Source organism: Erwinia sp. Eh17-17 (assembly GCF_039675725.1).
Classification (GTDB): Bacteria; Pseudomonadota; Gammaproteobacteria; order Enterobacterales; family Enterobacteriaceae; genus Erwinia.
The window spans coordinates 100,812-115,008 of the sequence record NZ_JBDFQT010000003.1 but is presented as its reverse complement, the minus strand read 5'-3'; the positions used below and the strand labels follow the sequence as shown (position 1 = coordinate 115,008).

Annotated in this window: 12 protein-coding genes; 6 read left to right on the top strand and 6 right to left on the bottom strand. The window is 55.0% G+C overall.

The genetic code is table 11. The features are described 5' to 3' along the window. Positions 1 to 84 precede the first annotated feature (84 nt). Positions 85 to 999 carry a LysR substrate-binding domain-containing protein gene (locus ABEH87_RS10445; protein WP_346576316.1) on the top strand — a complete coding sequence of 305 codons (915 nt, stop codon included), beginning with the start codon at positions 85 to 87 and terminating at the stop codon, positions 997 to 999. On the opposite strand, the gene ABEH87_RS10440 is transcribed toward ABEH87_RS10445, so the two are convergent. From ABEH87_RS10440 to ABEH87_RS10430, 3 genes are all read right to left on the bottom strand, one after another. Continuing rightward, complete coding sequence (locus ABEH87_RS10440; RefSeq protein ID WP_346576315.1) at positions 986 to 1,645, bottom strand: anti-sigma factor; 660 nt, start codon at positions 1,643 to 1,645, stop codon at positions 986 to 988. The two genes, ABEH87_RS10445 and ABEH87_RS10440, sit on opposite strands and share 14 nt — an antisense overlap. Beyond that, positions 1,642 to 2,187 carry a sigma-70 family RNA polymerase sigma factor gene (locus ABEH87_RS10435; RefSeq protein WP_346576314.1) on the bottom strand — a complete coding sequence of 182 codons (546 nt, stop codon included), beginning with the start codon at positions 2,185 to 2,187 and terminating at the stop codon, positions 1,642 to 1,644. The genes ABEH87_RS10440 and ABEH87_RS10435 overlap by 4 nt, the downstream gene beginning before the upstream one ends. Positions 2,188 to 2,309: 122 nt before the next feature. After that, the gene (locus ABEH87_RS10430) at positions 2,310 to 2,867 is read right to left on the bottom strand and encodes a fasciclin domain-containing protein (RefSeq protein ID WP_346576313.1); all 558 of its coding nucleotides are present in this window, start codon (positions 2,865 to 2,867) and stop codon (positions 2,310 to 2,312) included. Positions 2,868 to 3,129: 262 nt separating this feature from the next. On the opposite strand from ABEH87_RS10430, the gene ampD reads away from it, so the two are divergent. Beyond that, complete coding sequence (gene ampD, locus ABEH87_RS10425; protein WP_346576312.1) at positions 3,130 to 3,687, top strand: 1,6-anhydro-N-acetylmuramyl-L-alanine amidase AmpD; 558 nt, start codon at positions 3,130 to 3,132, stop codon at positions 3,685 to 3,687. Further along, entirely contained in the window at positions 3,684 to 4,538 is an 855-nt protein-coding gene (ampE, locus tag ABEH87_RS10420) for a beta-lactamase regulator AmpE (protein WP_346576311.1), read from the top strand. The genes ampD and ampE overlap by 4 nt, the downstream gene beginning before the upstream one ends. Here ampE and ABEH87_RS10415 read toward each other — a convergent pair. The 3 genes from ABEH87_RS10415 to aroP form a co-directional block, all read right to left on the bottom strand. Continuing rightward, the gene (locus ABEH87_RS10415) at positions 4,509 to 5,483 is read right to left on the bottom strand and encodes a family 43 glycosylhydrolase (protein ID WP_346576310.1); all 975 of its coding nucleotides are present in this window, start codon (positions 5,481 to 5,483) and stop codon (positions 4,509 to 4,511) included. The genes ampE and ABEH87_RS10415 overlap by 30 nt on opposite strands. Further along, positions 5,480 to 6,895 carry an MFS transporter gene (locus ABEH87_RS10410; RefSeq protein ID WP_346576309.1) on the bottom strand — a complete coding sequence of 472 codons (1,416 nt, stop codon included), beginning with the start codon at positions 6,893 to 6,895 and terminating at the stop codon, positions 5,480 to 5,482. Before ABEH87_RS10410 ends, ABEH87_RS10415 begins: the two co-directional genes overlap by 4 nt. Positions 6,896 to 7,065: 170 nt before the next feature. Beyond that, entirely contained in the window at positions 7,066 to 8,421 is a 1,356-nt protein-coding gene (gene aroP / locus ABEH87_RS10405; RefSeq protein ID WP_346576308.1) for an aromatic amino acid transporter AroP, read from the bottom strand. A gap of 473 nt (positions 8,422 to 8,894) precedes the next feature. On the opposite strand from aroP, the gene pdhR reads away from it, so the two are divergent. The 3 genes from pdhR (at position 8,895) to aceF (ending at position 14,080) form a co-directional block, all read left to right on the top strand. Further along, positions 8,895 to 9,659 carry a pyruvate dehydrogenase complex transcriptional repressor PdhR gene (gene pdhR / locus ABEH87_RS10400; RefSeq protein WP_346576689.1) on the top strand — a complete coding sequence of 255 codons (765 nt, stop codon included), beginning with the start codon at positions 8,895 to 8,897 and terminating at the stop codon, positions 9,657 to 9,659. 144 nt (positions 9,660 to 9,803) lie between these two features. Beyond that, positions 9,804 to 12,467 (top strand): pyruvate dehydrogenase (acetyl-transferring), homodimeric type, encoded by a 2,664-nt coding sequence (gene aceE / locus ABEH87_RS10395; protein WP_346576307.1) that lies wholly within the window; start codon positions 9,804 to 9,806, stop codon positions 12,465 to 12,467. Positions 12,468 to 12,481: 14 nt separating this feature from the next. Beyond that, positions 12,482 to 14,080 (top strand): pyruvate dehydrogenase complex dihydrolipoyllysine-residue acetyltransferase, encoded by a 1,599-nt coding sequence (gene aceF, locus ABEH87_RS10390; RefSeq protein WP_346576306.1) that lies wholly within the window; start codon positions 12,482 to 12,484, stop codon positions 14,078 to 14,080. Positions 14,081 to 14,197: the final 117 nt, after the last annotated feature.

The following is a 14,197-nucleotide window of genomic DNA, read 5'->3' as shown; positions in this document are numbered from 1 at the left end:
GAAGAAGTCAGCAGCATAAAGCCTAAAAATAGTTTATAAAATCGCATAGATTGGTATTAATAATCCCGAAAATCAGGATGGTAAATGCAGCCGTTTAAACGAATGACGTTCGACATGGACGCGTTACGCACGTTTGTCCTCGGTATTGAACTGGGGAGTTTTGCCCAGGCAGCCGAACGCCTGAACCGCTCGACCTCTGCGGTCAGTGCGCAGCTAAAAAAACTGGAGCAACAAACGGGCCTGCCGCTGTTGCAGAAGGCCGGGAGGCGCCTGGCGCTGACTGATAATGGTGAGCTGCTGATGGCCTACGGGCGGCGGATGCTGGCTTTAAATGATGAAGCCTTCAGTGCGCTAACCGGGCGCGATGTTGCCGGCCACGTTCGCATTGGGTTGCAGGAGGATTTTGGCGAGACGCTGCTGCCCGAACTGCTGGGACAGTTTTCCCGTGCGCATCCGCTGGTGCAGGTCTCTGCGCGTATCGGGCGTAACGTCGAGCTGCTGCAGGGCATCCGCCAGGGAGAGCTGGACCTGGCGCTGTGCTGGCAGGCAGAGGAAAGCTCGCGTTTTACGCAGCCGCTCCAGGCTAAAGCACTGTGCTGGATTGGCCGCGAGACGCTACCGCTGGCGTTATGGTTAGAAAGGGGGGAGGTACTGCCGCTGCTGCTTTTTGATGCCCCGTGTCTGATGCGTACCCGCGCTATAGATGCGCTGGATCACGCAGCCATCCCGTGGCGGGTGGCCTTTACCAGTCGAAGCCTGAGCGGTATCTGGGCTGCGGCAGCGGCCGGACTGGGGCTCACGCTGCGCAGCGAGTTTGGCTTGCCTGGCGGGTTACAAAGGCTGCATCATCCGGCGTTACCGCAGATGGGGGAGTTAGGCATGGCGCTGCACCTGGGGCAGGAGGTGTTACCCGCTGCCGCAGAGCGCTTACGTGAGATATTACTGGCGCAGCTGGCCCCGGCTTTGCCGCAGGCCAGCAGCATGGCTACAGAGGCATGATTTGACCGCTGTACAGCACCGGACCGGTAGGCTGTCCGGTTGGAGATCCGCCACGGGGTTCAAGGCTGATGGCAAGCGTGGGTAGCCTGGCCAGCTGAAGTTCCGTCACGGCAACGCGCTGACGGCCTGAATCGTTAACCAGGCCCAGCGACTGTGGTTTTTCCCCAGGAGGGATCAGCCACAGCTGCAAGCTGCGGTCGGACTGGATGGCCGACGCATTGACGGCCTGAACCATTAACTGCGTTTTATCCTGGCTCAGGCTGACCACCCATGAACCCTGCTGATTGTTTCCATTCAGCACGGCAACGGCCTGTGGAGCCGGTGGCGCAGTAAACTGGGTGTAAAGCAGCGCTCCGGCAAAGGAGGCGGCCAGCACCCAACCCAGCCAGGGCCAGCGCAGGTTACTTGCCGGCGCTTTATCGGCAGGAAGTCCGCGGGCAATACGCTGCCAGACGGCTTCCGGCGGGGGAACGGGAGCCACTTGCTGGTCGAGTTCAGCCAGTGAGTTTTGCCAGCGACTGACCTCTGCCGCCAGGTCAGGTTCCTTTAACAGGCGGCGGGCAAAGCGCTGGCGTGCGGCACCGCGCAGGGTTCCAAGGGCATACTCTGCGGCCAGTGCTGAGTCAAAATCGCGTCTGCTTTTCATATGCCCACACACTCTTTCAGTTGAGTTAATGCGCGGCGGATCCAGCTTTTAATGGTTCCGGCAGGTTGTTGCAGGTGCAGCGCAATTTCACTGTGCGACAGCCCCTGGTAATACGCCAGCGTAACGCTTTGTCGCTGTTCAGAAGACAGCTGTGTCATACAGTCTGTCAGCCTGCGCGACTGTGAACCTGAAGGTAACTCCGCCGTTGAATGCTCAACGTCAAAAAGGGTGTCATCCTCTTCCAGTTCTTCAACGCGGTTATCCTGCAGGCGCAGATAATCTATCGCACGGTTGCGCACAATGTTGGTCAGCCAGGTTTTCGGGGCGCTGAGTGCCGGGTCAAAGCTACCGGCACGCTGCCAGACGGTTAGGAAACTGTCATGCAGCACCTCTTCTGCCCAGTCGCGACGGCGCAACATCCGCAGTGCAATAGCAAAGAGATAAGGTGAATAACGGCGGTATGTCGCCTCAAATGCCCGTTTATCGCCGGCCGCAATGGCCTTCATTAATAAAATCTGGCTATCTGTTACGTCGTCCGTCATGAAGCATCCTGAAAAAAGAAGTGCAGAAGGAGTATGAAAAAACCAGCTGCACCAATTATATACCCTTTATTTTAACATCAGCGGGTATATTTATTTTTCCCTTGGTGTTGGCACACGATGGATTAAGGCATCAGTACCGTATCAATAACATCAATCACGCCATTTTTTTGTTGCACGTCATAGGTGCTGATATTGGCAACATTGCCTTTATCATCTTTTACCTGAATATTGTGTGGGCCATTCATCATCAGCCACAGGGGCGCGCCGTTAACGGTCTTCAGCTCGGTGCTGCCGTTGCCCTGCTTGATTTTTTTCATCAGTGCTTTCATATCATACTTTCCGGCGACCACATGGTAGGTCAGCACGCTGGTCAGCGTGGCTTTGTTTTCCGGTTTCAGCAGGTTGTCTACCGTACCGGCCGGAAGTTTGGCAAAGGCGGCATTGGTCGGTGCAAAGACGGTGAACGGGCCGGGACCTTGCAGTGTCTCTGCCAGCCCTGCGGCTTTTACCGCAGCCACCAGCGTGGTGTGATCTTTCGAATTAAGTGCATTCTCAACGATGTTTTGTGAAGGGTACATTGCTGCCCCGCCCACCATTACGGTATTTCGGGTCATCTCAGCCATTGATGCGGTACTGAGCAGTAATGAAGCACACAGCGCGGTACGGATGAATGTTTTCATGATGCATTCCTCAGGGTAAGAGAAGGCGTTTTTGCCTTACATATTCCCGCCATGTATGGAGCGACAACGGCCTGAACGAAACGATTTGCCTGCCTGCTGTCACCCCAATGATGCTGGTTATAACTATCTACGGCTGAACGGGGAAATCGGATGCAGAAAAGTGAAAATATTTTTCGCCGTCATAAAATGGCCAACAGAGAAGTTTGATTAAGCAGAAAAAAATCATGCTAATCTGCGGGAATCAGAACACAGGAGAAGCGGTATGCAGTTGCAAGATGGGTGGATCGCGGGGGTGCGTCAGGTACCGTCGCCGCATGTTAATCAGCGACCGGACGAGGAGTCACCTTCTCTGCTGGTGATCCACAATATCAGTCTGCCACCCGGCGAGTTTGGCGGTCCGTGGATAGATAAGCTGTTTACCGGTGAACTGGATCCCAGCGCCGATCCTTATTTTGCCGGTATCTGCCATTTACAGGTGTCGGCGCACTGTCTGATCCGCCGCGACGGCGAGATTGTACAGTATGTCCCTTTCCACCTGCGGGCCTGGCATGCCGGAGTTTCCCGTTATCAGGGGCGTGAGGCCTGCAATGATTTTTCTGTGGGCATTGAGCTGGAAGGAACAGATACGCTGCCCTATACCGATGCGCAATATCAGTCACTGCAGGCGGTGACCGCGCTACTGATACAGCATTACCCTGCTATGGCACAGCACATCACCGGGCACAGCGATATTGCGCCGGAACGTAAAACTGACCCCGGACCGTCTTTTGACTGGGCGCGTTTCTATGCCGATCTCAGGTCTACAGGAGTTAAGGTATGACGTTATTCAGCCTGTTACTGGTTCTCGGATGGGAACGACTATTTAAAATGGGCGAACACTGGCAGCTCGATCATCATCTGATGCCGCTGTTCCGCGCCCGTCAGCGTTTTTCGCTGCTCAGAACGCTGGTGATGTTGCTGGTGATCATGGCGATGGTCGCTCTGTGCCTGATGGCGCTGAAAGGACTGTTCTTCGGTGTGCCGGTGTTACTCTGCTGGATACTGACAGGTCTGCTGTGTATCGGGGCCGGGTCGATGCGCATGCACTATCACGCTTATCTGAAAGCGGCCAGCCATAACGACGCCGATGCTCACAAGGCGATGATTGAGGAGTTAACGCTGATCCACGGCGTGCCGGGAGAGTGCAGCGAGCGTGAGTTTTTAGCAGAGTTGCAGAACGCCCTGCTGTGGATTAATTACCGGTTTTACCTCGCGCCGCTGCTGTGGTTTGTGGTGGGGGGCTCGTGGGGCCCGGTGCTGCTGGTGGGCTATGCATTTTTACGCGCCTGGCAAAGCTGGCTGGCGCGTCAACAGAATTCGCTGGCGCGCGCGCAGTCAGGCGTGGACGCTATTCTGCACTGGGTTGACTGGATCCCTGTGCGCCTGGTCGGCGTCGCCTATGCCCTGTTGGGGCACGGGGAGCGTGCGCTCCCCGCCTGGTTTGCTTCGCTGGGTGACCGCCACACCCCGCAGTATCAGGTTCTGACCCGACTCGCTCAGTTTTCACTGGCGCGCGATCCTCATCTGGACAAGGTAGAGACCCCGCGCATTGCGGTTGCACTGGCGAAAAAAGTGTCGCTGGTGATCGTGGTGGCGGTGGCATTACTGACGATTTACGGCACCCTGGTCTGACGCCGTGTCTGCCGGTGGTGTGCCGAACTGCGGCATGCCATCGGTACCCCAGTAAAAGGCTTTCACTCGGGTATGACGGTTAGGGTCATACAGCGGGTCTCCTTCGATTTCCGTGTAATTACGTGCGTGATAGACCAGTACGTCTTCGCCGTTTTCACCCTCTGTAAAACTGTTGTGTCCGGGACCATACTGGCGATTTTCCCAGCTGGTGGTAAAGACCGGTGCGGCGGATTTTTGCCAGTTTTCGGCCCGCAACGGATCTGCGTCTGCATCAATCCACAACAATCCCATGCAGTAATTTTCGTCGGTGGCACTGGCGGAGTAGCTGACAAACAGCCGCTGACCGTGACGCACCACCGCCGGACCCTCATTCACGCTGAAACCGGCACACTCCCACTCATACTGCGGGCGGCTGAGCATCACCGGCTGGCCCTTGATCTGCCATGGGGTGGCCAGTTCTGCCAGGTAGAGATTCGAGTTGCCGGGAATGGCCGGATCTTTCTGCGCCCACAGATACCAGTTCTTCCCCTGATGGACGAAATGCGTTGCATCCAGCGCGAAGCTGTCGATGGGGGTCAGGATCTGCCCGCGCTCCACCCACTCTCCGCTGAGCGGGTCGGCATCATCACAGGTGAGGGCAAACATCCGGTGCTGGAACAGCCCCTGTTTAATCTCCTGTGACGGGGCAGCAGCAAAATAGACAACCCACTGACCGTCAATAAAATGCAGTTCCGGTGCCCAGATTAGCGCACTCATCGGCCCGCGATCGGGCTTGCGCCATATCACCACGGCATCGGCCTGTGCCAGCCCGGAGAGGGTAGCGGCGCGGCGGATCTCCAGACGATCGTATTCCGGCACCGAAGCGATAAAGTAGTAGCTGCCCTGATGGCGCAGAATGAACGGGTCGGCGCGCTGTTCAATTAAAGGGTTAGGCCAGAGGCTCATCGTGCGGCTCCTTGTGGTTTGGTTTTCAGCTCTTTACGTTCGTGATAATCGTTCAGTTCCTGATAGTTAGTGCGACGCTGTTCGAGATCCTGTTGAATTTGTTGCATCAGCTTGCGGTCGACTTTCAGCAGGCGCACCACGCCGGCAGTAATCAGATAGCCGACTGCGGGGATAACGGTGAACAGCAGCACGATACCGTTCAGGGCGGCCGGACTCTGTTGTTTCGCCCCGGCGTTGTAACCATACCAGGAGAGCAGGAAGCCAACCATGGCTCCGGCCACGGCCAGCCCCACTTTCAGGAAGAACAGGTTGCCGGAGAAGCTGATGCCGGTAATGCGTTTACCGGTTTTCCACTCGCCGTAGTCATCGACATCGGCCATCAGCGACCAGTGCAGCGGTGACGGGATCTGATGCAGAATATTGAGCAGGAAGTACATCACCAGCACCAGCACGGTCGCCTGTGGATCGAGGAAGTAAAAACCACCGGAGAAGATCGCCAGCACGATATTGGTCCAGAAGAACACTTTCAGCTTGCACCAGCGGTCGGTCAGAATTTTCGCCAGGGTGCTGCCGATCATCATGCCCACCACGCCCAGGCTGATAAACAGCGTGGCGAAGTGGGTGGACTGCTGCATCACCCAGGTGACGTAATACATGGTGGCCGCCATACGGATAAAGCCAGGGCAGACGTTGCAGAAGGTCAGCAGCAGAATGCGCACCCACTGATCGTTCTTCCACACGTCGCGCAGATCGGCCTTCAGGTCGTCATTGCTGGGTACGGCCGGGCGAATACGCTCGCGCACTGTGGCAAAGCAGAACAGGAACATCAGCAGTGCCACCAGCGCCATCACACTCATCGCCATCTGGTAGCCGCGCGCCTTGTTGTCACCGCCAAACCATTCCGCCAGCGGCAGTAAAGTCAGTGAAAGTATCAGCGTGGCAACACCGACCATGACAAAGCGATACGACTGGCAGGAGACACGCTCGCCGGGATCGCTGGTTATCACTCCGCCGAGGGAGCAGTAGGGAATATTGATGGCGGTATAGGTCAGGGACATCATGAAGTAGGTGGCAAATGCCCAGATCACCTTGCTGTTATAGCTCCAGTCCGGGGTGGTGAACATCAGCACGCTGAACAGCACGTAGGGTACAGAGATCCACAATAGCCAGGGACGGAAGCGCCCCCAGCGGCTCTGAGTCCGGTCGGCAATCGCCCCCATAATCGGGTCGGTCACGGCATCAAGTACCCTGACCGAGAGCAGTAAAATTCCCACCAGCGCAGGGGCCAGGCCGAAGACATCGGTATAAAAATAGTTAAGAAAAAGCATGATTGCGCCGCCGATCATATTGCATCCGGCATCGCCCATTCCGTAACCGATTTTTTCTCTGACTGAGAGCTTTGTGCCCTTCATGGATTATTCTCCCGCATGTCGTAAGTTATCGAGAGTATTCACGCTAATGGCTGGGAGTACGCAGGTGCAAAACGTCGCAGAGATGGACAAAACGCCTGGGAGGGGGAAAGTGTGAGGCAGATAACAATTCGGCCAGCATCTGCTGGCCGAATCTGAAGCGCGGTGAATGTTTACGCGCGCTGAGCGCGGTTCTTCACCCAGTAGCCGACACCGAGAATGGCGACCCAGACCGGGATCAGCCACACGGAGATGGCCATACCTGGGGTGATCGCCATCAGCACCAGAATACCCGCCAGGAACAGCAGGCAGATCCAGTTACCCAGCGGATAGAGCAGCGCCGGGAAGCGGGTTTTTACACCCTGCTGATCTTTCTTACGGCGGAACTTCATGTGCGCCAGGCTGATCATCGCCCAGTTAATGACCAGGGCGGAAACCACCAGCGCCATCAGCAGGCCAAACGCTTCGCCTGGCATCAGGTAGTTCAGCAGTACGCATAGCGCAGTGGCGACGGCAGAGAACAGGATAGAGATCACCGGCACACCGCGACCGTCAACTTTCAGCAGGGCTTTCGGCGCGTTGCCCTGCTGCGCCAGGCCGAACAGCATGCGGCTGTTACAGTAAACGCAGCTGTTATACACCGACAGCGCCGCCGTCAGGATCACTACGTTAAGGGCGTTAGCCACCAGTGCATCACCCAGCTCGTGGAAAATCAGGACGAACGGGCTGGTATTCGCAGTCACGCGAGTCCACGGCAGCAGTGACAGCAGCACTGCCAGGGAGCCCACATAGAAAATCAGGATGCGATAAATCACCTGATTGGTGGCTTTTGGAATGCTGGTTTCCGGGTTATCGGCTTCCGCAGCGGTAATGCCGACCAGCTCCAGGCCACCGAAGGAGAACATGATAATCGCCATCATCATCACCAGCCCGGTAAAGCCGTTCGGCAGGAAGCCGCCCTGTTCCCAGAGGTTGCGTACGGTAGCCTGCGGGCCAGCGGTATCGCTGAGCAGCAGCCAGCCGCCGAACAGGATCATCGCGACCACGGCAACCACTTTAATAATGGCGAACCAGAACTCCATCTCACCGAACACTTTCACGTTGGTCAGGTTGATGGCGTTGATAATCACGAAGAATACCGCAGCCGACATCCACGTCGGGATATCCGGATACCAGAACTGGATATATTTACCTACCGCGGTCAGTTCCGCCATCGCCACCAGCACATACAGCACCCAGTAGTTCCAGCCAGAAGCGAAACCGGCGAAGTTACCCCAGTATTTATAGGCAAAATGGCTGAAGCTGCCTGCAACAGGTTCTTCTACTACCATTTCACCTAACTGGCGCATAATCAGGAAGGCGATAAAACCGGCGATGGCATAGCCAAGAATAACCCCAGGACCTGCTGATTGAATAACCGATGCACTACCCAGAAACAGGCCAGTACCCACAGCCCCGCCTAATGCAATCAACTGAATATGGCGGTTTTTTAACCCCCGCTTCAGCGTTTCGCCCTGCTGTTGTTCCATAGAAACCTCGTTCTAATAATATTCGATAATGTATTAAAAACTTTACGCTGTCGTGTAAATGAAAATAGGGCAAAACCTATCCTGGCGAAGAGAATAGTGTTAAGCGAACGGTATTGCACTCGCTTTTGCTTTCTGTGCGAAAGAATGCCCAAAAAATCAACGATCGCTCGCAGTTTTCGTTTCCTGTTTTCTGTCACAAATGAACAAGAATGACGAATAGCATTCTCTTATGGTGGGGACGCTGTTCAGCCACTAACTCGCTGCCGCCTTTCAAAAAAGTTACCAAATTTAACATTTGCGGGGCGAATAAAGTCTTACCTGTTTGTCTGTTTAGTCCCTGATCGTCAACGAGACGGCGGTCTGGTTTCAGCAGGTTGCCATATGGACATCAGGTGAATACTTTGTTACTTTACGGGCTCCTTTTTGCAATTGGTATTACCAATTTACTCTGGCAAATCGAAATAGAAGGGATGATGGCCTACAGCAAGATCCGCCAACCTAAGCTCTCTGATGCTATCGAGCAGCAGCTTGAGTCCCTGATTATGGAAGGGACGCTGCGTCCCGGAGAGAAACTGCTGCCCGAGCGCGAGCTGGCCGTACAGTTCGACGTCTCCCGTCCCTCCCTGCGTGAAGCTATTCAGCGCCTCGAAGCTAAGGGCCTGTTATTACGCCGCCAGGGCGGTGGCACCTTCGTCCAGAGCAATTTGTGGAAAACCCTGAGCGACCCGCTCGTAGAATTACTGGCTGACCATCCTGAATCCCAGTTCGACCTGTTAGAAACACGTCATGCACTGGAAGGGATTGCTGCCTATTATGCCGCACTGCGCGGCACTGACGAGGATCTGGTGCGTATCCGCGACTGCCATCTGCAAATTCAGACTGCCCAGCAAAGTGGCGATCTCGACGCAGAGGCCAATGCCGTGATGCAGTATCAGATTGCTGTCACAGAAGCCGCACATAATGTTGTGCTTTTACATCTTCTCCGCAGCATGGGCCCGATGCTGCAACAGAACGTCAGACAGAACTTTGAAATGCTCTACTCGCGTCGTGAGATGCTGGAGAAAGTGAGTGGTCATCGCGCCAGTATTTTTGAGGCGATTGTGGCACGTGAGCCGGAACAGGCGCGCGAAGCTTCACACCGCCATCTGGCGTTTATAGAGGAAATATTGCTGGACAGGAGTCGGGAGCAGAGTCGCAGAGAGCGCTCCTTGCGACGTTTACAGCAACGTAAGGATTAACGCGTAAATATAACGCGGCACGTACCTATAAAGGTATAAACGACGGGCCTGTCTCTTTGTGTTTTGCTAGCGGGCATCACCAGAGCACAAAGAGACAGGCTCCAGACAATTCAACGTAATTAGACACAGATAAGGAATACCCCCATGTCAGAACGTTTAAACAATGACGTGGATCCGATCGAAACTCGCGACTGGTTAGAAGCGATTGAATCGGTAATCCGTGAAGAAGGTGTTGAGCGCGCACAGTATCTGATTGACCAGGTATTGAATGGTGCACGTAAAGGTGGCGTGAAAGTGGCTGCCGGCGCGGGAGCCAGTAACTATGTCAACTCTATTGCTGTTGAAGATGAGCCGGAATATCCGGGCAACACGTCTTTAGAGCGTCGTATCCGTTCCGCTATTCGCTGGAACGCCATCATGACCGTTCTGCGTGCTTCCAAGAAAGACATGGATCTGGGTGGCCACATGTCCTCCTTCCAGTCTTCTGCCACCGTGTATGAAGTGTGCTTTAACCACTTCTTCCGCGCGCGCACCGAAAAAGACGGCGGCGATCTGGTTTACTTCCAGGGCCACATCTCTCCGGGTGTGTATGCCCGTGCGTTCCTGGAAGGTCGTCTGACTGAAGACCAGATGAACAACTTCCGTCAGGAAGTGGATGGTAAAGGCCTGTCCTCTTACCCGCATCCTAAACTGATGCCTGACTTCTGGCAGTTCCCGACCGTATCAATGGGCCTGGGCCCACTGGGTGCGATCTATCAGGCTAAATTCCTGAAATATCTGGAACACCGTGGCCTGAAAGATACCTCTCAGCAGACCGTTTACGCCTTCCTCGGTGACGGTGAGATGGATGAGCCAGAATCTAAAGGTGCGATCACTATCGCCACCCGTGAAAAACTGGATAACCTGGTCTTCATCATCAACTGTAACTTGCAGCGTCTGGATGGCCCGGTCACCGGTAACGGCAAGATCATCAACGAGCTGGACGGCATCTTTGGTGGCGCTGGCTGGGAAGTGATCAAAGTTATCTGGGGCGGTCGCTGGGATGAGCTGCTGCGTAAAGATACCAGCGGTAAATTGATCCAGCTGATGAACGAAACCGTTGACGGCGACTATCAGACCTTTAAATCCCGTAACGGTGCCTATGTTCGTGAGCACTTCTTCGGTAAATATCCGGAAACCGCAGCGCTGGTGAAAGATATGACCGACGACGAGATCTGGGCACTGAACCGTGGTGGTCACGATCCGAAGAAAGTCTTCGCGGCACTGAAAAAAGCGCAGGACACCAAAGGCAAACCTGTGGTGATTCTGGCACATACCATCAAAGGTTATGGTATGGGTGAGACGGCCGAAGGTAAAAACATCGCGCACCAGGTCAAGAAAATGAACATGGATGGCGTACGCTACATCCGCGATCGTTTCAACGTGCCGGTCAGCGATGAAGCCATTGAAAAACTGCCGTATGTGACCTTCGAAAAAGGGTCTGACGAGTACAACTATCTGCACGGTCAGCGCGAAAAACTGGGCGGCTACCTGCCAACCCGTGAAGCGAAATTCAGCGAGAAGCTGGATATGCCGGTGCTGGAAGATTTCCGTGCGCTGCTGGATGAGCAGAACAAAGAGATCTCAACCACTATCGCCTTCGTGCGTGCCCTGAACGTGATGCTGAAGAACCCGTCGATCAAAGATCGCCTGGTGCCCATCATTGCGGATGAAGCGCGTACCTTCGGTATGGAAGGTCTGTTCCGCCAGATCGGTATCTACAGCCCGAACGGCCAGCAGTACACTCCGCAGGACCGTGAGCAGGTTGCTTACTATAAAGAAGACGAAAAAGGTCAGATCCTGCAGGAAGGGATTAACGAACTGGGTGCAGGCGCATCGTGGCTGGCGGCGGCAACGTCTTACAGCACCAACAATCTGCCGATGATCCCGTTCTACATCTACTACTCCATGTTCGGTTTCCAGCGTATCGGTGACCTGTGCTGGGCAGCGGGTGACCAGCAGGCGCGTGGCTTCCTGGTGGGCGGAACCTCCGGTCGTACAACGCTGAATGGTGAAGGTCTGCAGCACGAAGATGGTCACAGCCATATTCAGTCTCTGACTATCCCTAACTGTATCTCTTACGATCCAGCCTACGCTTATGAAGTTGCGGTCATCATGCATGACGGCCTGGTGCGTATGTACGGCGAAGCGCAGGAAAATGTGTACTACTACATCACCACGCTGAACGAAAACTACCATATGCCAGCTATGCCGGCCGGTGCAGAAGAGGGTATCCGTAAAGGTATCTATAAACTGGACAGCAAAGAAGGTAGCAAAGGTAAAGTTCAGCTGCTGGGTTCAGGTTCTATCCTGCGTCACGTGCGTGAAGCAGCCGATATCCTGGCGAAAGACTACGGCGTGGGTTCTGACATCTACAGCGTAACCTCCTTCACTGAGCTGGCCCGTGATGGTCAGGACTGTGAGCGCTGGAACATGCTGCACCCGACAGAAGAAGCACGCGTGCCGTACATCGCTCAGGTGATGAACGATGCCCCTGCCGTTGCATCGACTGACTATATGAAACTGTTCGCCGAGCAGGTTCGCAGCTACATCCCTGCCAGCGATTACCGCGTACTGGGTACTGACGGCTTCGGTCGTTCAGACAGCCGTGAGAATCTGCGTCACCACTTCGAAGTGGACGCATCTTACGTGGTGGTTGCAGCCCTGGGTGAACTGGCTAAACGTGGCGAAATCGACAAAAAAGTGGTGGCTGACGCTATCGTTAAGTTCGACATCGACGCAGATAAAGTCAACCCACGTCTGGCATAAGAGGTAATAGAGTAATGGCTATCGAAATTAATGTCCCGGACATCGGTGCGGACGAAGTTGAAGTCACCGAGATTCTGGTCAAAGTGGGCGACACTGTAGAAGTTGAGCAGTCACTGCTGGTGGTTGAGGGTGATAAAGCCTCAATGGAAGTGCCGTCCCCACAGGCTGGCGTTGTTAAAGAGATCAAAGTTGCCACCGGCGATAAAGTCGAAACCGGCAAACTGATTATGATCTTCGAAGCGGCAGGCGGTGCAGCAGCACCGGCTGCGGCCGAAGAGAAGAAAGAAGAAGCGGCTCCGGCCGCTCCGGCAGCGGCCCCGGCGGCCAGCGCAGCCAAAGACGTTAACGTACCGGATATCGGCGGCGACGAAGTTGAAGTGACCGAGATCATGGTTAAAGTTGGCGACAAGGTTGCTGCTGAACAGTCGATCCTCACCGTTGAAGGCGACAAAGCCTCAATGGAAGTGCCTGCGCCATTCGAGGGTACGGTTAAAGAGATCAAAATCGCTACCGGCGACAAAGTCAGCACCGGTTCTCTGGTGATGGTGTTTGAAGTGGAGGGCGCGGCTCCGGCGGCGGCTCCTGCACAAAGCACTGAGGCTGCTGCTCCGGCTCCGGCTAAACAGGAAGAGAAAGCGGCCCCGGCGGCGGCTCCTGCTAAAGCGGATGCGAAGTCAGAGTTTGCTGAAAACGACGCTTACGTTCACGCTACCCCGGTGATTCGCCGTCTGGCGCGTGAATTCGGTGTAAACCTGGCGAAAGTCAAAGGCACCGGACGTAAAGGCCGTATTCTGAAAGAAGACGTGCAGAGCTACGTTAAAGACGCGGTGAAACGTGCTGAGTCACCTGCTGCTGCTGGCGGCGGTCTGCCAGGCATGCTGCCATGGCCGAAAGTGGACTTCAGCAAGTTTGGTGAGATCGAAGAAGTTGAACTGGGCCGTATCCAGAAAATTTCTGGTGCTAACCTGAGCCGTAACTGGGTGATGATCCCACACGTGACTCACTTCGACAAAACCGATATCACCGAGCTGGAAGCTTTCCGCAAGCAGCAGAACGCCGAAGCTGAGAAGCGTAAGCTTGACGTGAAATTCACCCCGGTGGTGTTCATCATGAAAGCCGTTGCGGCTGCGCTTGAGCAGATGCCACGCTTCAACAGTTCACTGTCTGAAGATGCGCAGAAACTGACGTTGAAGAAATACATCAACATCGGTGTGGCGGTTGATACGCCAAACGGTCTGGTGGTTCCGGTGTTCAAGGATGTGAACAAGAAAGGTATCACTGAGCTGTCGCGCGAACTGATGGCTATCTCGAAGAAAGCCCGTGATGGCAAGCTGACCGCAGGCGAAATGCAGGGCGGTTGCTTCACCATCTCCAGCCTGGGGGGTATCGGGACAACTCACTTTGCGCCAATCGTTAATGCGCCGGAAGTGGCAATCCTCGGTGTTTCCAAGTCGGCTATCGAGCCGGTGTGGAATGGCAAAGAGTTCACGCCGCGTCTGATGATGCCGATGTCGCTCTCCTTCGACCACCGCGTCATTGACGGTGCAGATGGTGCGCGCTTTATCACCATTATCAATAACGCACTGGCCGACATTCGCCGTCTGGTGATGTAACGGTAATCAAGGCCGGCGAAAGCCGGCCTTGTTGTAAGTTGTTGTAGTGATTCGTGGCACCGTGGTTTGCAGTTTATTAACAATTCTGTAAACTCTTGCGGTGAACGCGTCCCGGTG